Origin of the sequence: Sphingomonas sp. PAMC26645, from assembly GCF_004795835.1 — a bacterium.
GTDB lineage: Bacteria > Pseudomonadota > Alphaproteobacteria > Sphingomonadales > Sphingomonadaceae > Sphingomonas.
The window spans coordinates 2,744,841-2,766,663 of sequence record NZ_CP039249.1 but is presented as its reverse complement, the minus strand read 5'-3'; the positions used below and the strand labels follow the sequence as shown (position 1 = coordinate 2,766,663).

The 21,823-nt window shown below is 65.7% G+C and carries 24 protein-coding genes; 13 read left to right on the top strand and 11 right to left on the bottom strand.

Features of this window, described 5'->3' with window-relative positions; genetic code table 11:
• Nucleotides 1-30: 30 nt before the first annotated feature.
• Both E5673_RS12750 and E5673_RS12745 read right to left on the bottom strand, forming a co-directional pair.
• Nucleotides 31-291: a hypothetical protein gene (locus E5673_RS12750; protein ID WP_136190295.1), complete on the bottom strand. Its 261-nt coding sequence runs from the start codon at nucleotides 289-291 to the stop codon at nucleotides 31-33.
• Complete coding sequence (locus E5673_RS12745; RefSeq protein WP_136190294.1) at nucleotides 275-901, bottom strand: hypothetical protein; 627 nt, start codon at nucleotides 899-901, stop codon at nucleotides 275-277. The genes E5673_RS12750 and E5673_RS12745 overlap by 17 nt, the downstream gene beginning before the upstream one ends.
• Before the next feature lie 279 nt (nucleotides 902-1,180).
• Here E5673_RS12745 and E5673_RS12740 point away from each other — a divergent pair, with 279 nt between their 5' ends.
• The 6 genes from E5673_RS12740 (at nucleotide 1,181) to E5673_RS12715 (ending at nucleotide 4,484) form a co-directional block, all read left to right on the top strand.
• The gene (locus tag E5673_RS12740; protein ID WP_136190293.1) at nucleotides 1,181-1,618 is read left to right on the top strand and encodes a hypothetical protein; all 438 of its coding nucleotides are present in this window, start codon (nucleotides 1,181-1,183) and stop codon (nucleotides 1,616-1,618) included.
• A complete protein-coding gene (locus E5673_RS12735; RefSeq protein WP_136190292.1) occupies nucleotides 1,615-1,905 on the top strand; it encodes a hypothetical protein in 291 nt (96 codons plus the stop codon). Before E5673_RS12740 ends, E5673_RS12735 begins: the two co-directional genes overlap by 4 nt.
• On the top strand, nucleotides 1,895-2,239 hold the full coding sequence (locus E5673_RS12730) for a hypothetical protein (protein ID WP_136190291.1): 345 nt from the start codon (nucleotides 1,895-1,897) through the stop codon (nucleotides 2,237-2,239). Before E5673_RS12735 ends, E5673_RS12730 begins: the two co-directional genes overlap by 11 nt.
• A 103-nt stretch (nucleotides 2,240-2,342) precedes the next feature.
• On the top strand, nucleotides 2,343-2,594 hold the full coding sequence (locus E5673_RS12725) for a hypothetical protein (protein WP_136190290.1): 252 nt from the start codon (nucleotides 2,343-2,345) through the stop codon (nucleotides 2,592-2,594).
• Between the two features lie 686 nt (nucleotides 2,595-3,280).
• Entirely contained in the window at nucleotides 3,281-3,490 is a 210-nt protein-coding gene (locus tag E5673_RS19690; protein WP_168711622.1) for a hypothetical protein, read from the top strand.
• A gap of 13 nt (nucleotides 3,491-3,503) precedes the next feature.
• Nucleotides 3,504-4,484: a tyrosine-type recombinase/integrase gene (locus E5673_RS12715; protein ID WP_168711621.1), complete on the top strand. Its 981-nt coding sequence runs from the start codon at nucleotides 3,504-3,506 to the stop codon at nucleotides 4,482-4,484.
• A 98-nt stretch (nucleotides 4,485-4,582) separates the two neighbouring features.
• Here E5673_RS12715 and E5673_RS12710 read toward each other — a convergent pair whose 3' ends face one another.
• Genes E5673_RS12710 through E5673_RS12695 form a run of 4 tightly spaced genes read right to left on the bottom strand, consistent with a single transcriptional unit; the run spans nucleotide 4,583 to nucleotide 8,278 of the window.
• Nucleotides 4,583-5,599 (bottom strand): arginine N-succinyltransferase, encoded by a 1,017-nt coding sequence (locus E5673_RS12710; RefSeq protein ID WP_136190287.1) that lies wholly within the window; start codon nucleotides 5,597-5,599, stop codon nucleotides 4,583-4,585.
• Complete coding sequence (locus E5673_RS12705; RefSeq protein ID WP_136190286.1) at nucleotides 5,596-6,801, bottom strand: hydrolase; 1,206 nt, start codon at nucleotides 6,799-6,801, stop codon at nucleotides 5,596-5,598. The genes E5673_RS12710 and E5673_RS12705 overlap by 4 nt, the downstream gene beginning before the upstream one ends.
• Nucleotides 6,802-6,841: 40 nt before the next feature.
• Complete coding sequence (locus E5673_RS12700) at nucleotides 6,842-7,744, bottom strand: DUF481 domain-containing protein (protein ID WP_056481996.1); 903 nt, start codon at nucleotides 7,742-7,744, stop codon at nucleotides 6,842-6,844.
• A gap of 39 nt (nucleotides 7,745-7,783) precedes the next feature.
• Nucleotides 7,784-8,278 carry an RNA pyrophosphohydrolase gene (locus tag E5673_RS12695; RefSeq protein WP_136190285.1) on the bottom strand — a complete coding sequence of 165 codons (495 nt, stop codon included), beginning with the start codon at nucleotides 8,276-8,278 and terminating at the stop codon, nucleotides 7,784-7,786.
• A gap of 74 nt (nucleotides 8,279-8,352) precedes the next feature.
• On the opposite strand from E5673_RS12695, the gene E5673_RS12690 reads away from it, so the two are divergent.
• The 3 genes from E5673_RS12690 to E5673_RS12680 all read left to right on the top strand — a co-directional run bounded on the left by E5673_RS12690 (nucleotide 8,353) and on the right by E5673_RS12680 (nucleotide 12,101).
• The gene (locus tag E5673_RS12690) at nucleotides 8,353-9,255 is read left to right on the top strand and encodes a histone deacetylase (RefSeq protein WP_136190284.1); all 903 of its coding nucleotides are present in this window, start codon (nucleotides 8,353-8,355) and stop codon (nucleotides 9,253-9,255) included.
• 33 nt (nucleotides 9,256-9,288) lie between these two features.
• Nucleotides 9,289-10,650 carry a deoxyribodipyrimidine photo-lyase gene (locus E5673_RS12685; RefSeq protein WP_136190283.1) on the top strand — a complete coding sequence of 454 codons (1,362 nt, stop codon included), beginning with the start codon at nucleotides 9,289-9,291 and terminating at the stop codon, nucleotides 10,648-10,650.
• A 206-nt stretch (nucleotides 10,651-10,856) separates the two neighbouring features.
• On the top strand, nucleotides 10,857-12,101 hold the full coding sequence (locus tag E5673_RS12680) for a cyclopropane-fatty-acyl-phospholipid synthase family protein (protein WP_136190282.1): 1,245 nt from the start codon (nucleotides 10,857-10,859) through the stop codon (nucleotides 12,099-12,101).
• Nucleotides 12,102-12,182: 81 nt separating this feature from the next.
• Here the strand turns inward: E5673_RS12680 and E5673_RS12675 are convergent, their stop codons facing one another.
• Nucleotides 12,183-12,893, bottom strand: a complete 711-nt coding sequence (locus E5673_RS12675; protein WP_136190281.1) for an SDR family NAD(P)-dependent oxidoreductase — start codon at nucleotides 12,891-12,893, stop codon at nucleotides 12,183-12,185.
• Nucleotides 12,894-12,909: 16 nt separating this feature from the next.
• On the bottom strand, nucleotides 12,910-14,367 hold the full coding sequence (gene purF, locus E5673_RS12670) for an amidophosphoribosyltransferase (RefSeq protein ID WP_056058607.1): 1,458 nt from the start codon (nucleotides 14,365-14,367) through the stop codon (nucleotides 12,910-12,912).
• A gap of 132 nt (nucleotides 14,368-14,499) precedes the next feature.
• On the opposite strand from purF, the gene hisI reads away from it, so the two are divergent.
• From hisI to E5673_RS12650, 4 genes are read left to right on the top strand one after another with little or no spacing between them, the layout of a single operon-like run.
• Nucleotides 14,500-14,862: a phosphoribosyl-AMP cyclohydrolase gene (hisI, locus tag E5673_RS12665; protein WP_136190280.1), complete on the top strand. Its 363-nt coding sequence runs from the start codon at nucleotides 14,500-14,502 to the stop codon at nucleotides 14,860-14,862.
• The gene (locus tag E5673_RS12660; protein ID WP_136190279.1) at nucleotides 14,859-15,344 is read left to right on the top strand and encodes a hypothetical protein; all 486 of its coding nucleotides are present in this window, start codon (nucleotides 14,859-14,861) and stop codon (nucleotides 15,342-15,344) included. The genes hisI and E5673_RS12660 overlap by 4 nt, the downstream gene beginning before the upstream one ends.
• 32 nt (nucleotides 15,345-15,376) lie before the next feature.
• Entirely contained in the window at nucleotides 15,377-15,829 is a 453-nt protein-coding gene (locus E5673_RS12655) for a MerR family DNA-binding transcriptional regulator (RefSeq protein WP_056049049.1), read from the top strand.
• 3 nt (nucleotides 15,830-15,832) lie between these two features.
• Nucleotides 15,833-17,635, top strand: coding sequence for an acyl-CoA dehydrogenase C-terminal domain-containing protein (locus E5673_RS12650; RefSeq protein WP_136190278.1), 1,803 nt, complete (start codon nucleotides 15,833-15,835; stop codon nucleotides 17,633-17,635).
• A 141-nt stretch (nucleotides 17,636-17,776) separates the two neighbouring features.
• Here the strand turns inward: E5673_RS12650 and E5673_RS12645 are convergent, their stop codons facing one another.
• From E5673_RS12645 to E5673_RS12635, 3 genes are read right to left on the bottom strand one after another with little or no spacing between them, the layout of a single operon-like run.
• Complete coding sequence (locus E5673_RS12645; protein ID WP_247599376.1) at nucleotides 17,777-19,090, bottom strand: cell wall hydrolase; 1,314 nt, start codon at nucleotides 19,088-19,090, stop codon at nucleotides 17,777-17,779.
• The gene (gene cysK, locus E5673_RS12640; RefSeq protein ID WP_056048760.1) at nucleotides 19,087-20,007 is read right to left on the bottom strand and encodes a cysteine synthase A; all 921 of its coding nucleotides are present in this window, start codon (nucleotides 20,005-20,007) and stop codon (nucleotides 19,087-19,089) included. The genes E5673_RS12645 and cysK overlap by 4 nt, the downstream gene beginning before the upstream one ends.
• On the bottom strand, nucleotides 20,004-21,356 hold the full coding sequence (locus E5673_RS12635; RefSeq protein WP_136190277.1) for an MFS transporter: 1,353 nt from the start codon (nucleotides 21,354-21,356) through the stop codon (nucleotides 20,004-20,006). Before E5673_RS12635 ends, cysK begins: the two co-directional genes overlap by 4 nt.
• Nucleotides 21,357-21,823: the final 467 nt, after the last annotated feature.

The following is a 21,823-nucleotide window of genomic DNA, read 5'->3' as shown; positions in this document are numbered from 1 at the left end:
CGTCCTACCCTCTGCTCTTATAGATATGTGTCATGCTGCCCGCGCGATGTTCGGCGTCAGGTTGCGCTCGCGGATCCAGTCTTGGCTGGCGATCTCCGCGCGCCATTCGACGGTCTTCCGGTCGCCCGCCTGAATGACAGCCCACATTCCCCGGCGTCGCTCGCGGGCGTTAAGCCAGCCGCAGTAATCGTGGATGTTGGTCGGCACCTGCTCACCCTCGACCGTCACGAAGGCGGTCAGCGCGCCCGTCGTGCGGGGGCGGTCCATCAGCGGATTACGATGCTCGGTCATAGCTACCCTCGACGAGCTTCACGAAGCTCTTCTGCTGGAGAAAGAAATCGAAGTCCGCTCGCCAGCCGCGATCGTTCTCGCCATGCATCCACGGGTTCCGCTCGACGCATTCGATGGCTTCCGTGAAGTCGGTGACGGAGAAGGCGCGGATCCTGACGTTCAGGAGCTTCCGGCGCTCTGCGGTCATCTTGGCCTTGGGCAGCCCGATGCGTGCCGCCATGTCGTTCCATGCTTCGAGAACATGATCGGGCAGCAGGGTCGGCTTTGCCGGCCCGTCCTTCTTCGGAGATTGCGTAGCAATCGTAGAAGGAGAGGGTTCAGAAGGGTTAGGGTCAACCTGCTTGACCCCCTCGGCATGCGACGTTGACCGGTCAACCTGCTTGACGGGTGGCTGACGTTGACCGGTCGTTTTAGCTGACCCCCGCTTCGCGCGCTCGGCATGGCACTTGACTAGGGGCAGGGCCTCCAGCGCATCCACGACGATACCGTATTCGACGGTGAAACCGCTGGGCACACGCCGCTGCCCGAGTTCCTCCAAAAGGCCGTCGGCGAGGAAGCCCTTGATCGTGTCGAGGATGGCCTGCTTCGAGCAGCAGAGCTCGTCCGCCATTGTTTGCTTGGACGCGTAGATGAGGGCATGTCACTGGGACGAGGCGCGCGATAAAGGTACCTCCACAAAGGTCGCCGACCGCTTCACGCTCCCGATGTGCGATGGGCACCACGCGGAGCAGACCGACGATCTCGGATGGCCCAAGTTTCAGGCGAAGTATGCCTTCAGCGCTGAGGCGTTCTGCGCCACCCTTTGGAAGTCGTGGCCGGGCCTCTCTGCATGGAACCGCGCCGTAGCTGGCAACCCACGGACGCGGATCGATGCGCCAATGGTGCGCGCGTGACCGAGACAATGACCCGCGACCCGGATCTCGACACTGCCTGCGACCAGCTGCGCTTCACCGCTAGCCAGCTACGCGGCGTCGACGAAAAGCTCCGCACGATGGACCCGATCAAGGACTACAAGCTCTTGGCTCGTCTCGAGTACGAGCGCGGCAACTGCCGGGGCGACATCATCGCGAAGGCTCGCACGCTAAACATGCCGTGGCGCACGCTGCTCCTGTTCGTCGAGGAAACCGACCGCCTGCGTCGTAAGCACAAGCGCCGCCCGACCGTGCAGATGCTGGAGAATGCCTTCGAGGCGATTCAGTCCGCCATGGAACGGGCCGCGATCGAGACCGACGCATCGATGGTGCTCCTTCAGATGAAGAACGCCGCGGCGAAAGACACGATCAACGCCGCGGGCGCCGGGCGCGAATACATGAAGGCAAGCGCATGACGATGGTCTGCACCCCCTCATCGAACTGGCAGGGCACCGAACAGGATGGCTCGCGCTGGACGACGCAGCAGGTCAGCGTGCTCATGAAGCTGGGCAAGGATCCGCTGGTCGTCCGCACCGCGACGATCCTGCGCGCCGGCGAGGTCGACGCGGTCAACTGGTTCATGGCGCCCCCGAAGGTCGAGGTGGTGCTTCCGTGCCTCATGATCACGAAGGACGGCAAGCGGGCGAAGGTCGTGCTGCCGTCGGGCTGGACCCAGTGGATGGAGCTCGCCCGTGGCCGATAAGAAACTGATCGCCGCGATCGCAGCTGGGGGTATCCCGCCTGAGGACGCCGAGGACATGATCACGCGCGTACTCGATGCGGTGCATTCGCTGCTCGTCGACGAGAAGACCGTGCACCTGGACGGCATCTGCAGCCTGACCGCAAAGAAGCCGAAGACGATCTTCGTTCTGGGCAGCCGGGACCGCAAGCGGGTCCAGCAGCGCAAGGTGACGATGCGCGGCGCGGCGATCGTCTGGCAGAGTGAGGAGTGGGAGGTCGACAAGCCGATCGATCCGCAGGTCGCTTCCTATGAATGGGGCCAAGCTGTCCGAGCCGCTCGTGAGGCTCAGTCGTGACGCCCACGCAGCCCCGCCCGCAGGCGCCCGACCTCTGCGGCAAAGTCACCCCTGAAGTCATGACCGAGCTCATGCTCGCAATCCTTAATCGTGGAGATCGTCGATGACGTGGAACGTTGCCATGCACGCCCTTGGCTGGGCTTCGTTGATTACGATCGCTGGCGTGTCGCTGGCGATCATCGCGGACTCGCTCGTCCCTAACTGGGCGCGCATCTGGGACACCGCCTGCGGGCGACCCTGGCCGATCGCGCGCCACCCCTTTTCCCCGACTGCCTCGGTCCTGCCCCTCAGGACGTCTGTACCCCCGCTGCGCGCTGTCGAGGCCGACGCCCAGCTAACCGACAAGGCCGCCTGATGGCTGACGTAGCCGACATGGCGAACGACGTCGCGCAGGCCGCGCTCGATCGCAACATCCGTGCGGCGAGTGCGCCCATCGCCATCGGCGTGCCCGGTGAATGCCGGGAGTGCGGCAACGATAGCCCGCGGCTAGTCATGGGCCGCTGCGCTCCTTGTCGTGAACCTAAGAAGGGATATGCCCGTGGTTGCTAGCAACAACTTTGCAACGACGACGCGTCGACTACGCTCCTATCCGCTAAAATCGGTAACTGTCACTTCGAGCGCTCTGGGGCTTCCACCTCGCTTGTCCAAGCGCCGCAGTACCGCCGCCTCGAGCGCAGAACCTGCAGAGCCGGATGCTTTCGTTTCTTCGATGCGGCGGAAGCGACTCAATGCGCCAGGCGATAGGGTTCCGCGAACGACCACAACCGAGGGTTCAACCACTCCCGGAACGCCGGGACGTTCAATTTCTATCTCGAATACGCCGTCTTCGCTTACCATCGAGCCGCCTTTTCCGTGCCTACGACCCCTTGTCCTCCGGGTAGGGCGTGTCAAGTTTCACCAGTGGGCCTCCCGCAGGAACGCCTTACGACGCGGCATACGCCTGTCTCGCGACATGAATCGCCAGCTCGCTGACCGATGCTTCATTATTCTCTCAGGACGTTGGGCAACGGTATTATGAGCGCAGCACCGTATTGGCCCCGCATGCTTAAGCGATCGACGGCCGCCCAGTATTGCGAGCTGACACCGCAGCAGTTCGACGCCGAGGTCTTCGCTGGCCGCCTGCCGATTTCGGTGGCGATGGCCGGCGGGCCGCGGTGGGACCGTGCTGCCCTGGATACCAGCCTCGATGAGATGTCGGGCGTGGGCAATGACTGGCGCAAGGATCAACCGGGGCTGCGCAGTGCCGCATGATCTCCCCAAATATGTGAAGCGTGTGCGCTCGAAGGGTAAGGAGTATCTGTACTTCGACACCGGCAAAGTGGTCGACGGGAAGCGCCTGATGACGCGCCTACCGGCGCTTCGCGCCGACGGGTTCGGGGGCAGCTATGCCGCCCTGATGGGCCACCGCAACCGGAAGGTGAAGTCGGCGCTGATGACCGTGCCGGTACTGGTCGATCTGTATCAGCGCAGCGTGGCCTATAGCACGCTCAAGCCGGCGTCGAAGAAGCTGTACGACATTTACCTTCGTCGTCTGGAGAAGGCGCTGCCGACCGCGCCAGTTACCGGGATCACGAAAGGCGACATGCGGACGCTGCTTGATAGAATGGGCGCCACGCCAGGTGCGGCGAACGCCTTCTTGCGGACAAGCGGCGCGCTGTTCGCATGGGCGGTTGATCGCGACCACATGCCGAAGAATCCGTGCGACGGTATTGCGCGGATGACTGGTGGCGAGCACGAGCCATGGCCTACTGCGGTTCTCCGCGCGGGCTTGGCCGCTGAAGATGACGCCGTACGGCTCCTCGTGAACCTGCTCTACTATACTGCGCAGCGGCTGGGCGATGTGCTCAAGATGCAGTGGTCTGACGTGGCGGACGATCGTGTCGAGGTCGTCCAGGACAAGACGAAGAAGCCGCTCAGCATCCCGATCCACAGCGCGCTCAAAGCCGAACTCGCCAGCCGCCGACGGGGCGAGGGTCAAATCTGCCTGACGGGGCACGGAAAGCCGATGCGCGATGACAACGCGCGGAAGATCCTCAAAGCGTTCTCAGCCGCCGCCGGTGCGCCGAGCGTGCCTCACGGCCTGCGCAAGAATGCCGTCATCGCGCTGCTCGAGGCTGGCTGTTCGGTCGCTCAGACCGCCGCCGTCAGCGGTCAATCTCTCTCAATGGTGGAGTGGTACGCCCGCCGCCGCAATCAATCGACGCTCGCCGATGCCGCAATGGAGGCATGGGAGAGCAAATCGTGAACTTACAAACAGTGGAAAACTCCGCTCGCGACTCGCGCATTTCCGCCATCTCGGGTTATCTGTAAATTAACCCGACGATCTACGTTGGATTGCGGCGGTCAGATGCGAGCGACGTGCGTGACCCGGTCGGCTTCGCCGACGTCCAACGAGCGCGCGCAATTCTCGGCCAGCACGACCCCGTCCTCGGTCTCGCGGACTTTCCCGAACGCCGCGCGGAAGTCGGCGAGGTTGCCCGTCGCGACCAGGGCGTCCTTGCCGTCGTCGCCACCGATCCCGACCACGTTGCTGTCGCGCGCATCGGCGATCGAGCGGACCTGATCGGTGCGGGCGGTCATCGTCGGGCCGCCATCGAAGATGTCGACATAATTCTCGAACGCAAAGCCCTCGTTCTCGAGCATCCGCATCGCCGCGCGGCCCGAGGGATGCGGCAGTCCGATCGCGGCGCGCGCGGTCTCGGTCAGCATCGCGGTGTAGATCGGGTGCTTGGGCATCAGGTCGGCGATGAACTGGTGGCCGTTGATGGCATTGAACTGATCCGCATCCTGGAAATTCATCCCGAAGAAGCGGCCTGCGAGGCCGTCCCAGAACGGCGAGCCGCCAGCCTCGTCGATGACGCCGCGCAGTTCGGCAAGTATCCGGTCGGCAAAGCGGGCACGGTGCATCTTGATGAAGAGGTAGCGGCTGCGCGCGAGCAACAGGCCGAGGCCGCCGGCGCGTTCGCCGGGATGGAGGAACAGCCCGCCGACCTCGCTTGCGCCTTCCAGATCGGTGGCGAGCGTGAGCATGTCGGCGCGGAAGGTGCGGTTCAGCTCGCGGCTGTGCTGCGTGAGTTGGCCGATCCGGTAGCTGTAGAACGGGTATCTCTGGCCCACCTGCGTGAAGATCTGGCAGGTTCCGCGGACTTCCTTCGTCTCGATGTTCTCGAGGATCAGCACGAACAGCTCGTCCTGGACTGGGCCGTCGGTGCGCGCGAAGGCGGCGTGGCTGCGTTCGAGCTTGGCCGTGAGCGCACGACGATCGGGCGGCAAATTGGTGAAGCCGCCGCCGGTCAGCTTGGCCATTTCGTAGAGGTGCTGAAGGTCGTCGTCGACCGCGGCCCGGATCCTGAAGCTCACAAGCGGCCCTCCGCGATACGCAATATGGTGACCGCCGACAGCGCCGCACGTTCGGCGAGGCTGTCGGGGATCATGAACTCGTCGGTCGAATGGATCGCGCCGCCGCGGACCCCCATCGTGTCGACGACCGGCACGCCGGCGGCGGCGATATTGTTGCCGTCGCAGACGCCGCCGGTGGCTTTCCAGGCGATATCGAGACCGAGGTCCGCGCCCGATGCCTTGACCAGATCAAACAGCCGCGCGGCGCCGTCGTCGATCGGCTTCGGCGGGCGGTTGAAGCTGCCATGGACCTCGATCCGGACGTCATGTTCGGCCGCCACGATGGCGACCGCGGAGTCGATATGCGATTGCGCCCGCGCGATGTCGTCGAGCGTGGCAGGGCGGAAGTTGATGCGGAGGATGGCGAGATCGGGGACGACGTTGTTCGGGCCACCGCCCTCGATCCGCGCCGGGTTCACCGCGAGGCGTGGGCCGCGGACTTTCGACAAGCGCACCGCAATGTCGGCGGCTGCGACGAGCGCGTTGCGGCCGTCCTCGGGGTTGCGACCGGCGTGCGCGCTGCGACCGTGGACGATGATCGAGAAGTTGCCTGTGCCGCCGCGTGCGCCCGCGAGCGTGCCGTCGGCGAGCGCGGGTTCGTAGGTCAGCGCGGCGACCTTTCCGTGCGCGGCGCGGGCGAGCACCGCGGCAGAGGAGAAGGAGCCGGTTTCCTCGTCCGAGTTGATGACGACGTCATAGCCGATCCGCGCGGCGAGGGGGCTGGCCTCGACCGCCTGAAGTGCAGCAAGCATCACCGCCAGCCCGCCCTTCATGTCCGCGACGCCGGGGCCGTTCAGTCGGCCGTCGTCGAGCCATTGCAGAGAATGGAACGCGTGATCGACCGGGTAGACCGTGTCCATATGGCCCGTGAACAGCATACGGACGGGCGCGTGGGGACGCACGACGAGGTGCAGGTGCTTGCCGTGCTCGATCGCCGAGACCACGCCGTCCGCGCCGACATTGTCGACCGGTGCCGGCTCGACCAGCGTGATCTCGCCCGGCAGGTTCGCGAACGCGTCGCCGAGCAATCCGGCCATCGTCGCTAGCCCGGCAAGGTTGCGCGTACCGCTGTTGACGGCCGCCCAGGCCTCGACCTGCGCCAGCATCGGTGCAGCGCCCGCCGTGTCGACGGCATCGCGCTCTATCGGTGTAAGTCCCCTCATCACGCGACCCTAGCGAAGCCGGGCGCACGTGGGAACAGCGTCAGAAGCTGTAGACCAGCGAGGCGCGGCTGGTGGTGTCGGTCGAGACCGAGCCGACCGGAGGTTCGCTTTCATACTGCACGCTGTACGACAGCGCGGCGGATAGCGGCCCGATCAGCTTGGCGTTGAGCGATGTCGTGCCGCTGAGCGTGCTGTTGTAGCGCTGGACATAGGCGGAGGCGACTTGGCTGACCGACAGGCCGCTCAGAATTCGCACGCTGAAATTCGCCGTGCCACGCGCGGCGATGCTGCTCTGCTCGGTATCGTCAGTAAATTCGGTGTAGCGATACGCTGGCCCGAGTTCGAGATCGAGCTTGGTCCCCGCGGTCTTGATGACGCTGTAGCCCGCACCGACCGAGGTCGAATAGCGGTTGAAATAGCCGAGGAACCGATCGCCTTCATATTGCGCGACGCCGTAGATATAGGCGCGGTCGTCGATCTTGTAGTTGGGCTCGTACGAGGCGAGGTAGTGCTCGCGCGTCGTGATGTTCTGGTTCGACTGATAGTCCGCCTGCGCATGGAATTTCTGGCGCCAGCGAAGGCCTTCGCGGTTGAGGTCGAGCACCGCGGTGCCGCCCGCCGTGTCGGAATTGCCCGTCGTCAGATACCCACCGACCTCCGCCTTGCCGCTCCACAGGTCGAGGAAGCTGGCCTGACGGATAACCTGCGTGCGTTGCGCTGCGCGGTCGGCTTTCCACTTTTCGGCGATCGCCAACACCGCGTCGCCGCTGAGTGGATCGGCGGCGCGCGCGTATTTGGCGATCGTGTTGACGTCCGCTTCGTTCCCCGCCTCCAGCGCCGCGTCGAGCATCGCGCGGATCGTCTCGGGGATCATCACCGACTGCGGGTCAGGCGCGTTCGCCAGCAGCAGCGGGGCGAGCAGGAGAGGGGCTAAGCGGCGCACAGCCGTTCCGTAACGGCAGCGTGACGGAATGGGAACTGTTCAGCGTGTCGAGGTTGCGCCGAGATGTGGCGCGAAGGCGGCGAGTACCTGTTCGTAGAGCGCCTTCTTGAACGGCACGATCAGCCGCGGAAGGTCGGCGGGATCGCTCCAGCGCCATGCACGGAACTCCTCGTGGTCGGTGGCGATGTTCACGTCCGCGTCGGTCCCGTGGAAGCGGTACAGGAACCAGCGCTGCGTCTGGCCGCGCCATTTGCCCTTCCACACTTTCCCCAGCAGTTCGGGGGGAAGGTCGTAGACGAACTCGCCGGGGGCTTCTGCAACCAGCTCGACTTTGTCGGGCATGACGCCGGTTTCCTCGCCGAGCTCGCGCAGTGCGGCAGCTTCGGCGTCCTCGCCCGGATCGATCCCGCCCTGCGGCATCTGCCATGCCTCCAGCGGCGAATCATTGCGCTGGCCAACGAAGATCTTGCCGTCCGCGTTCATGAGCATGATGCCGGCGCAGGGGCGGTAGGGCAGGGTCGAAACGTCGGTCAAAATAATCTCCGCAACGCAGGTGCTTGGGGCTCGGGCAACTTGGGGGTCGGCAGGCGCGCTCCTACCTACGGAGCATGATCCATGTCGTCCACCATCCCGACTATGTCGCCCCTGCGCCAGCGCGCTCGACCTATCGCTGGAACAAGAACGGGCTGATCCGCGACCTGTTGCTCGAAAAGGGCGATGCGGTAGCGTGGCACCGGGCCGAAGCGACGCCGACCGCGTGGCTGGAGGCGGTGCATGACGAAGATTACGTCGCCGAAGTTCTCCGCGCGGACGTGCCGAAGGAGAAGGAGCGGCGTATCGGCTTTCCGGTGACCGCGGCGGTGGCGTCGCGCGCGGCGATTGTGCCGCACGGGACGTGGCTTGCGGCGTGCTTGGCGCTGGAGCACGGATTCGCGGCGAACACCGCGGGCGGGAGCCATCATGCGCTGGCGAATACCGGTGCGGGGTTCTGCGTGTTCAACGATCTCGCAGTGGCAGCGGCGCGGCTGATCGACGAGGGGCGGGTGGCACGCGTGCTCGTCGTCGATTGCGATGTGCATCAGGGCGACGGGACTGCGGCGCTGCTCGCGGGGCGGCCGGAGATCGCGACCTATTCGATCCATGCGGAGAAGAATTTCCCGGTGCGGAAGGCGCGCTCGACGGTCGACGTGCCGTTGCCGGACAAGGTCGGCGACGAGGCGTATCTGGCAACGCTGGAGGCGACTCTCGTGCCGTTGCTCGACGAGTTCCGGCAGGAGCTGATCCTGTATCAGGCGGGCGTGGATCCGTTCGAGGGCGACCGACTCGGGCGATTGGCGCTGACCTTGGATGGCTTGGCCCGGCGAGAACGGCTCGTCGCGGGCCTCGCGATTGCGCGAGGCGTGCCACTCGCGAGCACCGTAGGCGGCGGATATGGCGAGGATGCGCTCGCGATCGCCGAGCGGCACGTGGCGGCAATAATGACGCTGGGTGAAACTTTCGCGGCGGCGTGATGCTGGATCGCGGGTTGCTGCGTTGGGCAAGCGATGACGACACCTGTTCTTCTCTGGCTGCGCCAGGACCTCCGCCTTCACGATCACCCCGCGCTGATCGCCGCCGGGCATGCCGGGCCGGTGATCCCGGTCTACGTGCTCGACGACGACGCGCCGGGGAAATGGACAATGGGGGGCGCTCAGCGGTGGTGGCTGCACCATACGCTCGACGCTTTCGGCAGGTCGTTGGCGGACAAGGGATCGAAGCTCGTCCTGCGACGCGGTGATGCGGTCGAGGTGCTGACGGCATTGATGAAGGAAACCGGTGCCGAGCAGGTGCATGCGATCCGGCACTACGAGCCTTGGTGGCGCAAGGCCGAGGCAGCGCTTGGAGATCGGCTGTGCCTGCATGACGGTAACCATTTGGCCCGAGTGGAGGATGTGAAGACGGGGTCGGGCGGGCAGTTCAAGGTGTATTCGTCGTTCTGGAAGGCGCTGAACCAGTTGATGCCGCCGGGTGACCCCGAGCCCGCGCCGCGGACGATCCCAGCGCCTGGGTCTTGGCCAAAAACCGATACGCTGGCGGAGTGGGGTCTCCTGCCGACCAAGCCGGACTGGTCGACCGGGTTCGGCGACTGGACGCCGGGCGAGGCGCAGGCGTTGAAGAACGCGAAGGCGATGGCGCCGATCGTCGAAGCGTATGACGTCGATCGCAACATGCCGTCGATCGAGGGCACCTCGCGCCTGTCGCCGCATCTCCATTTCGGCGAGATCTCACCGCGTGTGGTGTGGCATGCCGTCGATGGTCACGGCGATGCGACGACGTTCCGCAAGGAACTGGCGTGGCGGGACTTTACCGATGGCGTCGTGCTGACGATGCCGAACTACGGCGATACGAACGGGCGGCCGAAGTTCGACAAGCTGCCCTGGCGGTCTGGCAAGGTGGCCGAGGCGGACCTTAAGGCGTGGCAGGAGGGCAAGACCGGGTATCCGATCGTCGATGCCGGGATGCGCCAGCTTTGGGCGACCGGTTGGATGCACAACCGAGTGCGGATGATCACGGCGAGCTTCCTGGTGAAGCATCTGCTGATCGACTGGCGCGAAGGCGAGCGCTGGTTCTGGGACTGCCTCGTCGATGCGGATTACGGGAATAATTCGGTGAACTGGCAATGGGTCGCCGGGACCGGGGTGGACTCAAACATGTTCGGGCGGATCATGGCGCCGCTGACGCAGTCGGAGAAGTTCGATGCGGGCGACTATATCCGCGAGTGGGTGCCGGAACTGGCGGAAGTGACCGGCGACGCGATCCATGATCCGGACGAGTCCGGCTGCCGGCCGAAGGCGTACCCCGCGAAGATCGTCGGCCATCGCGAAGGCCGCGAACGCGCGCTCGAAGCCGGCCGGCACGCACGGTAGTGCCACATCTGCTCCCCTCCCTGGAAGGGAGGGGCGGGGGTGGGTTGGCCAGTTCGAGCCAACGACCGTCGACTAAGCGGAACCCGACCCACCCCCAACCCCTCCCTTTCAGGGAGGGGAGTGCGTTGTAGCCTTGATTACGTTCCAGCCGTTTCGGCGCCGACGCCTCTTTCCTAGCCGCCGCCCGTGTTGCATGGAGCGCCGCGATGACCGCCGTTCCCGCTTTCGACGATGTGCCCGCCGCGCAGGTTTCCCCGGTCGCGCGCATCGTCGCGCCGGTGTTCCACCACCTGCTCGACCGGATAGATGCCGGGCTGGAGAGCGGCGGCATCGATGCGCACTTGCCCGACGGAACGCGGCGGCTGATCGGCGGGCGTGCGCCCGGGCCTTTGCCGGTCGTCGTCGTACATCGCTGGCGCGCGCTGGTGAGGCTGGCGACGGCCGGGTCGGTCGGCTGGTACGAGGGCTGGGCGGCAGGCGACTGGTCGAGCCCCGATCCGGTGCCGCTATTCGACCTGTTCATGCGCAACCGCCGCTCGCTCGGGAGTTCGGCACGGTCGGGCGGCGTGGTGCGGCTGGCGGCGCGGGCTTGGCACCGGATGCGACGGAACGACCCGACTGGCTCGCGCAAGAACATCGCCGCGCATTACGACCTCGGCAACGACTTCTACGAGACTTGGCTCGATCCCAGCCTGACCTATTCGAGCGCGATCTTTACCGAGCCGATGGACGATGCCGAACCGCATGAGGCGGCGCAGGCGACCAAGCTGCGTGCGATCCTCGACCGGACTGGGGCGCGGGCAGGCGACACTATCCTGGAGATCGGCTGCGGTTGGGGATCGTTCGCCGAGATGGCAGCGCGCGCGGGTGTCGGCGTTGATGCGCTGACGCTATCGGTCGAGCAGAAGCGCCAGGTCGACGATCGGATCGCGGCGGCGGGGCTTGAGGGGGTGCAGGTGGCGCTGACCGATTACCGCGACGTCACCGGCACCTATGATGCGGTGGCAAGCATCGAGATGGTCGAGGCGGTCGGCGAGGAATATTGGCCGGTGTATCTCGACGCGATCGCGCGCGCGTTGAAGCCAGGCGGGCGTGCGGCATTGCAGTATATCTCGATCGACGATGCGATTTTTGACTCCTATTCGCGGAGTGTCGATTTCATCCAGCGCTACGTGTTTCCGGGCGGGATGCTGTTGTCGGAGCCGCGGTTTCGCGCGCTTGCGGAGGCGCGTGGGTTGGCGTGGGAGGACCGGCGCGGGTTCGGACTGCACTATGCCGAGACGTTGCAGCGGTGGCGGGTCGCGTTCGATGCGGCGGTCGCGGAAGGGCGGTTGCCGGCGCGGTTCGATGCGCGGTTTGTGGCGTTGTGGCGCTACTATCTGATGTATTGCGAGGGCGGGTTTCTCGGCGGCGGGATCGATGTCGCGCAGGTTACGCTGGTGAAGCGGTAGTGTTTTCCTGCGAACGCAGGAACACAGGGTAACGGGCGGTGCCGATTGTGACCCTGGGCTCCTGCGTTCGCAGGAGAACGGTTAGCCGACCCGCTCGAAGTGACCGGCTTCGAAGCCTTCGATTGCCAGCGCGACGATGCGATCTGCCACAACTGTCGGTTCCTTGACCGAGTTCGGATCCTCGCCCGGATAGGCGCGCGCACGCATCTTGGTCCGCGTCGCGCCGGGATCGACAATCGCGGTACGGATTGCACTGATCTCCGCCATCTCGTCACCGTATGCGCCAAGCAGCGTCTCGAATGCAGCCTTCGAAGCGCCGTAGAGGCCCCAGTACGCGCGGGGCTTGCGGCCTACGCTGGAGGTCACGCCGATTACTTTGGCGGACTTGGCCTTCTTCAACATCGGATCGAACGCCGCGATTAGCGCGGCCTGTGCGCTGACGTTGAGCGTCAGAACCTGCGCCATTTCCTTCGGATCGATCGCGGGGACCGACGACAGCGAACCGAGCATGCCCGCGTTAAGGACGAGGATGTCGAGCGCATCCCAGCGATCGCCGATCGCCGTCGCCAGCCGCCCGATGGCTTCACTTTCGGCCAGATCGAGCGGGGCGATCGTCGCCGAACCACCCGCGGCATGGATCGTCGCCTCGACCTCTTCGAGACCACCCGGCGTACGCGCCGTCAGGACGACATGCGCGCCATTTGCCGCCAGCGCGATCGCCGTCGCAGCGCCGATGCCGCGGCTGGCACCAGTGACCAGCGCCAGCCGGCCTTCAAGAGGCTTGTCCGTCATAATCGCTCCGCGAGTATCAGATGACGCGTTCGGCGAGCATCGCGAACTGGTCGACTTCCGAGCCTTCGTCATGGTCGGTCAGCGTCGTCGGGTAATCGCCGGTGAAGCACGCATCGCAATATTTCGGGCGGACATCCGCGCGCTTCGCCTCGCCGAGCGCCTTGTAGAGGCCGTCGATCGAGATGAAGTTGAGGCTGTCGGCATGGATGAAGCCGGTCATGCCACCCAGATCGAGCTTGGCCGCAAGCAGCTTCTCGCGCTCGGGCGTGTCGACGCCGTAGAAGCAGGAATGCCGCGTCGGCGGGCTGGCGATCCGCATATGGACTTCGGCGGCACCTGCCTCGCGCATCATCTCGACGATCTTGAGCGAGGTGGTGCCGCGGACGATCGAGTCGTCGACGAGGATGACCCGCTTGCCCTTGATCAGCGCGCGGTTGGCGTTGTGCTTGAGCTTCACGCCGAGGTGGCGGACCTTGTCGCCGGGCGAGATGAAGGTGCGGCCGACATAGTGCGAGCGGATGATGCCGAGCTCGAACGGGATGCCCGACTGCTGCGCATAGCCGATCGCGGCCGGCGTGCCCGAATCGGGGACTGGGATCACGAGGTCGGCATCGACCGGCGATTCGATCGCGAGCTGCGCGCCGATCGCTTTGCGCACCGAATAGATCGAGTGATCGTCGACGATCGAATCGGGGCGCGAGAAATACACCCATTCGAAGATGCACGGCCGCGCCGCCATCGGGGCGAACGGGCGGATGGAGCGGATCTCGGAGCCCTGGACGATGACCAGTTCACCCGGCTCGATCGCGCGGACGAAGGTTGCGCCGACGACGTCGAGCGCAACTGTCTCGGAGGCGAAGATCACCGCGTCGCCCAGCTTGCCCATGACAAGGGGACGAATGCCGAGCGGATCGCGGCAGGCGATCATGCCCTCGGGCGTCATTACGATCAGCGAATAGGCACCCTCGATCTGCTTCAGCGCATCGATGAAGCGATCGAGCAGCGTGCGGTAGTTCGACGTCGCGACGAGGTGGATGATCGTCTCGGTATCGCTGGTCGACTGGAAGATCGAGCCGCGGCGGACGAGTTCGCGCCGCAGTCGCATTGCGTTCGAGATGTTGCCGTTATGCGCGATCGCGAAGCCACCGGTCGACAGCTCGGCATAGAGCGGCTGGACGTTGCGCAGCGCGGTCTCGCCGGTCGTCGAATAGCGGACATGGCCGCAGGCAACGGTGCCTGGCAGCGAGCGGATCACGTCGTCGCGGTCGAAGTTTCCGGCGACGTGGCCCATCGCGCGGTGCGTGTGGAAATGTGCGCCGTCGAAGGTCGTGATGCCGGCGGCTTCCTGGCCGCGGTGCTGCAACGCGTGCAGCCCCAAGGCTACGAGTGCGGCCGCGCCATCGGTGGCCGAAACGCCAAACACCCCGCATTCTTCGCGGAGTTTGTCGTCATCATAAGGGTTTGTCGTCAGCATGCCGGTTCTCACGTCGTGCGGAAGCTGCCCTATACGAGCGGATCGCCGGCTTGTCGCCTGTTTGTAATAACATTGCGCGGATCGTTTTGAGGGGGCGGTCGCATCGGAGCAGGTTTCGGGTATATCCGGCGCATGACACACAGCCGCGACACGGGCCTGACGCTCGATCCGAAATTCGATTCCGCCGGGCTCGTGACTGCGGTCGTCACCGATCGCGTATCGGGCGACGTGCTGATGGTCGCGCATATGAACGCAGAGGCGCTGGCGGAGACGCAGGCGACCGGCGAGGCGCATTTCTGGTCGCGGAGCCGCGAGAAGCTCTGGAAGAAGGGTGAGACGTCGGGGAACGTGCTCCGCGTCGCCGAGTTGCGGATCGACTGCGATCAGGATGCGGTGTGGGTGATCGCGGATGCCGCAGGGCCGGCGTGCCATACCGGCGAGCGCACCTGCTTCTTCCGGCGGATCGAGGGGGGCAAGTTGGTGCCTGCCGAATGAAGCGGGTGCTGCTGCTTGCGTTGATGCTCGGCGGGTGTGGGCGGGAGCCAGCGACCGCGGTGGCGAACAGCGCGGGGGCTCGGCTCGAGGCCGCGGCGGAGACGGCGGGAATCGTGCCCGATCCGAATGCGCCGCTGCAAGGATCATGGGCGCGCGATACGGACCGCGTCTGCGTCGTCGGCACGGAAAAGACCGCACGGATCGGCGTCAGCGTCGACTATGGCGAGGATCAGGCGTGCGCCGCGTCGGGCACCGTCGAGCGGTCGGGCGATGCGCTGAAACTCGCGTTCGGTGCCTGCAAGTTCGACGCGCGCTTCGACGGTGACCGGATCGTGTTTCCCGCCGAAGTCCCCGAAGCCTGCGAGTCCCTCTGTACCGGCCGCGCCTCGCTCGCGGCACTGGCCGTCGACCGGCTCAGCGAGTCGCGATCGGAGGCCGCGACGCTACGGTCAACGAAGGGAAAGTTGCTTTGCGGCAATTGACGTTGACGTAAACGAGAGTTATTTCTCCGGGGATGGCGACACAAGCATCCCCTCGATTGCAGGCGACCCCGCAATCCTACGCGGTGATCGAGCCTCGGCATGATCGCGAAAGCTTCACGATCTCCGACCTCTCCGCCGAGTTCGACGTCACCGCGCGGGCGTTGCGGTTCTACGAGGACGAGGGCCTGATCGCGCCTGAGCGTCGTGGCACGCAGCGCATCTATTCGCATCGTGATCGCGCGCGGCTTGCCTGGATCCTGCGCGGCAAGCGCGTCGGGTTCAGCCTCGGCGAGATCCGCGAGATGATCGACCTCTACGATCTCGGCGACGGTCGGCGTGCGCAGCGCCAGGTCGTGATCGAGCGCAGCCAGGCGCGGATCGCGCTGCTGACCGCGCAGAAGCGCGACATCGATCTCGCCATCGACGAACTCACCAGTTTCGTGGCCCTCCTCGAAGTGAGCCGCGCCCAGGACAACCAAGGATAAACCATGCCCCAGTATACGCCCCCCGTCCGCGACACGCGTTTCGTCCTCGAGCATGTCGTCGGTCTCGATCGCTACAATAACCTCCCCGGCTTCGATGCGGCCTCGCCCGACGTCGTCGACGCGGTGCTGGAGGAAGGCGGCAAGTTCGTCGCCGAAGTGCTGTTCCCGCTCAACCTGTCGGGCGACCAGCAGGGTTGCACGCGGCACGAGGACGGCTCGGTGACGACGCCGGACGGCTTCAAGGAAGCGTATAAGCAATATGTCGAGAGCGGCTGGGCGACGCTCGGCAACCAGCCCGAATATGGCGGGCAGGGCATGCCGCACGTCGTGTCGACCGCGTTCCAGGAATACATGATCTCGTCGAACATGGCGTTCGCGATGTATCCCGGGCTCACGCACGGTGCGATCGCCGCGCTGATCGCCAAGGGTTCGGATGCGCAGAAGGCGATGTACGTGCCGAAGATGGTGTCGGGCGAATGGGGCGGCACCATGAACCTGACCGAGCCGCAGTGCGGCACCGATCTCGGCCTGATCCGCACCAAGGCCGAGCCGCAGGCGGATGGCTCGTACGCGATCACCGGCACCAAGATCTTCATCTCGAGCGGTGAGCATGACCTGACCGAGAATATCATCCACCTCGTGCTGGCCAAGACGCCGGGCGCGCCGGACAGCTCGAAGGGCATCTCGCTGTTCGTCGTGCCGAAGTTCCTCGTCGAGGAGGACGGGTCGCTCGGCGCGCGCAACGGCGTCACCTGCGGCTCGATCGAGCACAAGATGGGCATTCACGCGAACTCGACCTGCGTGATGAACTATGATTCGGCGACCGGCTGGCTGGTCGGCGAGGAGATGAAGGGCCTCGCCGCGATGTTCATCATGATGAACGCGGCTCGTCTCGGCGTCGGTCTCCAGGGTCTCGGCGTGGCCGAAGTCGCCTACCAGAATGCGGTCCAGTACGCGCAGGACCGTCGGCAGGGCCGCGCGCTGACCGGGCCGAAGGAGCCGCAGGAGAAGGCGGACACGCTGTTCGTCCATCCCGACATCCGCCGCATGCTGATGGAGGGCAAGTCGCTGACCGAAGGCCTGCGCGCGCTGATCCTGTGGACCGCGCTGCAGGCCGATCTAGAGCATCACGCCGAAACCGAGGAGGAGCGCCAGCTGGCCGGCGACATCATCTCGCTGCTGACCCCGGTTATCAAGGGCTATGGCACCGATATGGGCTATGCGATCGCGACCAACGCGCAGCAAGTGTACGGCGGCCACGGCTATATCGCCGAATGGGGCATGGAACAGTATGTCCGCGATGCCCGGATCGCGATGATCTACGAGGGCACCAACGGCGTTCAGGCGATGGATCTGGTCGGACGCAAGCTCGCGCAGAACGGTGGACGCGGGATCCAGGCGTTCTTCAAGCTGGTGGCGGACGACGTTGCTGCGGCGAAGGGCGATGAAGCGACCGCATCGTTTGCCGAAGCGCTGGAGAAGGCGAACGGCCAGCTTCAGGCGGCGACGATGTGGTTCATGGCGAACGGCATGAAGAACCCCGAGAACGTCGGCGCCGGTGCGGTCAGCTACATGCACCTGATGGGAATCGTCGCGGTCGGCGTCATGTGGCTGCGGATGGCGGTCGCTGCGGCGAAGCTGAAGGCAGCGGGTGAGGGCGAGGCTGCGTTTCTCGACGCCAAGCTGGTGACGGCGCGCTTCTATGCCGAGCGGATCCTGCCGGATGCGGGCGCGCTGCGTCGGAAGATCGAGAGTGGGGCGGAGTCGCTGATGGCACTGCCGCCCGAGATGTTCATGGCCGCCTGATCGGATCTGCCTTTTGCTCCCCTCCCTGGAAGGGAGGGGCAGGGGGTGGGTCGGTTTCCGCGGATCCGAACCGTTGTGGCTCAAGCGGGCCGACCCACCCCCAACCCACCCCTTCCAGGGAGGGGAGCAGGTTGCGCTTCCCTACTTAGGAGCGGCGGTAGAGGCTGGCGTGGTCGCCGGCAGGGGCGGGGTAGCCACCACCGTCTTCCGCCGCACCCCGTTCAATTCGGCACCCGCCGGAGCAGTTGGCGCAACGGCGGCAGGCACCGGCACAGCCGTCAGCGTCGCCTGAACCTTCATGCACTGCGTCGGATCGGCGCGTTTGAACTGGCGGCAGTTCCACAGCGACTTCTCGTAGCCGCTGGCCCGATCCCGCAGATAACTGAAACTGAGCGCCGCCGTCTGTGCCGGTGCCAACGGGAGCGACGTCGCCGCCTTGCTGCCGTCGGTCCACGCCATGTACCGGCAGAACGGCTTGTCCCCGCACGCTTGAGCCGCAAGCGCAGTGAGTCCGTCGGCGGTCTGGCCACGCGGCAGGGCTACGAGGATAGTATCGCCATCGAATGGCGCCGCGGGAGCAGCCGTCGTTTCGGTAACTGGTCCAAACCCCATCGCGATCGAAGCCTCCGCCAGCGCCGCATCCGCCTCAGCCAACGCAGCGCCGGTTTTGTGCGCGTCCGACAGCTCGGCAAGCTGGGCGATGACCGGCTCGACGGTCTCCGGATGACGGCCGAACGCAGGCGGCGTGCCCCACCAGCCCGACCAGCGGAAGAACAGATGCGTGTTCACCGCGGCGATCTTGTCGAGGCTCGACTGCCAGTACGGCACCACCCAGTCGGTATGGTAGTGCGTCGCGTAACCAACTTGCTTGAACACCGCGCCCGACAGCGACGCCGCAGCCACTTCGCGCGCCCGACGCCACGCGTCCTCCGTCGGATGCCACCGCGTGAGCGCGCCGTCGCAGCTGAAGCTGAACTGGCAGCCGGTCGAACGGTCCTGCCCCTCGAACACGACGCCGCACACGGTCTTCGGAAAGGCCGGGTGGCGCAAGCGGTTCAGCACGACCTGCGCGACCGCGCGTTCGCCAAGCGTATCATCGCCCGCCTCGTAGAGGATGCCCGCCGCCATGCAGTCCGTCGCGCGCGCCAGATCCTCTGGCCCACCGGCAAAGCGAAACGGTCGTGCCGCCGGGTTGGGATCGGTCGAGAACGGCACGGTCGCGTTGAACGCACGCGCGTCCTCGGGGCTGAGATCGACGAACTTGACCGGCTCGACCTCAGGCACTTCGGCTTGCGGCACGACCCGGCCCGCGGGCAGCTTCACCCGCTTCGAGGCGTGGACGATCGTGGGCGGGTTGGCGACGACCAGCGCAGGCCCGACGATCGCCAGCGCGGAGACGCCGACGAGGATGGCGCGCAGCACCGTCGTGCCGCGCGCGGAAAGCTCTGCTGTCACTGTTCGGGCAGGAAGTCCGGGACCGACAGATAGCGCTCGCCGGTGTCGTAGTTGAACCCGAGAACCCGAACGTTGTCAGGCAGATCGGGGAGCTTCTGAAGGATCGCTGCGAGCGTCGCGCCCGAGCTGATGCCGACCAGCATGCCCTCTTCGGTCGCCGAGCGCCGCGCCATGTCCTTGGCCACCGCGGCGTCGACCTCGATCACGCCGTCGAGTGCCTGCGTGTGGAGGTTCACCGGGATGAAGCCCGCGCCGATGCCCTGGATCGGGTGCGGCCCCGGCTGGCCACCCGCGATGACCGGCGACGCGGCGGGCTCGACCGCGTAGACCTTGAGCGACGGCCATTCCTTCTTCAGCGCCTCGGCGACGCCGGTGATGTGGCCGCCGGTGCCCACGCCGGTGATGATCACGTCGATCGGTGTATCGCGGAAGTCGGCGAGGATTTCCTGTGCGGTCGTAGCGACATGCACAGCGATGTTCGCAGGGTTTTCGAACTGCTGCGGCATCCACGAGCCTGGCGTCTGCTCGACCAGTTCCTTCGCACGCTCGATCGCGCCCTTCATGCCCTTCTCGCGCGGGGTCAGGTCGAAGGTTGCGCCGTATGCGAGCATCAGGCGGCGGCGTTCGATCGACATGCTCTCGGGCATGACGAGGACGATCTTGTACCCCTTTACCGCGGCGACGAGCGCCAGGCCGATGCCGGTGTTGCCGCTGGTCGGCTCGATGATCGTGCCGCCGGGCTGGAGGTGACCGTCCTTCTCCGCCGCCTCGATCATGGCGAGCGCGATGCGGTCCTTGATCGAGCCGCCGGGGTTCGAGCGCTCCGACTTCACCCAGACTTCGGATTCGGGGAACAGCTTCGACAGGCGGACGTGCGGCGTGTTGCCGATCGTGTCGAGGATCGAGTTGGCCTTCATGGCTTGGCTTCTCCGTGCTGAGGTTCGGTCTCTAACATCTCAGGCGGGTCAAAGGTTTTGGCCGCCTTGAGTTCCGGGAACAGTCGCGCCCAGCCGATCGTGATCGCAATAGCACCGACGCCGCCGAACACCACCGCGCCGACCGGACCGAGCAACGACGCCATCACGCCGCTCTCGAATTCACCGAGTTCGTTCGAGGCTGAGATGGTGAGCTGCGATACCGCGCTGACGCGGCCGCGCATCGCGTCTGGGGTGTGGAGCTGGATCAGCGACTGGCGGACATAGACCGAAATCATGTCCGCGCCGCCCGCGACGATCAGCGCGACGAGGCTGAGGACGAAGGCCGGCTGGACGGGGATGCCGGCGATTGTGCCGGGTGCGATGCCGAGCAGGTTTACGATCGGTGTGGCGACGCCGAAGGTCAGGATCGCGAGGCCGAACACGACGACGGCGATCAGCATCTTCACGCCGACATTGGTGCTCATCGGGCGGACCGAGAACCAGATCGCCGTCACCGCCGCGCCGATCCCCATGCCCGCCGCGAGAACGCCGAGCCCCTGCGAGCCGACGTGGAGGATGTCGCGCGAGTAGACCGGGAGCAGCGAGGTCGCGCCGGCCAGCAGCACCGCGAACAGGTCCAGCGTGATCGTCGCGAGGACGAGGCGGTTGCGACGGACATAGGTGAAGCCCTCGATGATGCGGGCGAGGGGGCGGTGATCGGTCTGCGCGGCGGGCTGAGGCACCGGACCGATCAGGAACATGAATAGCAGCGCGACGACGAACAGGATCGTCGCGACGCCGTAGGCGACCTCCGGGTGGATCGCGTAGAGGAGGCCGCCGACGCTAGGGCCCGCGATCGTGCCGACCTGCCAGGCGATCGAGCTGATCGCGATCGCGGTCGGGAGTACCGCGCGGGGGACTAGGTTGGGGGCCAGCGCAGAATAGGCCGGGCCGGAGAACGCTCGGGCGACGCCGAAGGCTACCGCAGCGACGAACAGTACGCCAAGCGTGAGGTGGCCGGTCCAGGTCAGTAACCACAACGTCGCGGCGGTTAGCACCAGCAGAGCCGTCGTGCCGCGGACGATCCAGCGGCGGTCGAAGCTGTCCGCGACCAGGCCGGTGATCGGGGTGAGGAGGAACAACGGCACGAACTGCGCGAACCCGATCATGCCGAGCATGAAGGCCGCCTGGCGGATGTCCATCGTCTCGCGGGCGATGTTGTAGACCTGCCAGCCGATCACGATCGACATCGCGCTGACGGCTATGGTGCCGGTGAAACGGGACAGCCAATAGGCGCGGAAATTGGCGATCCGTAAGGGATGCTGGTGGGGGTCTGTCGTGGGAGCCATTGCGATTGGCTTTAGGCGGTGGCGAACGGGGAGGGCAACCGGAGCTTTGCTTGGGGTGGGGATAGCGGCCTGGCCGAGCGTGCCCAACCGAAGAAAGCTTGTTTCCCCGCGAAGGCGGGGAGCCAGACTGGGCTCCCGCCTTCGCGGGAGAACAAGGAAGCGGGAGCTGTCCCGTCTGAGCAACCGGATCGTCATCACCGCTACCCGTGCATATGGTACCACCCCGGCGAAGGCCGGGGCCCAATTGGGGGACGTCGCAACTGAGCGATGGGCATCGTTACTGCAGCCTCACCAATTGGACCCCGGCCTTCGCCGGGGTGGTGGTACGCTGATCACTAGGGCTCGCGCGACGTACCGTACCCCCATCCCAAGCCCCCAAAACTAACATACCCCAGACGGGAATTGATGTTCCGCCCCGTCCGCGCCTATAGGCTCCCTCAACTCCCCTACGGAAAACGAGGTTTCCC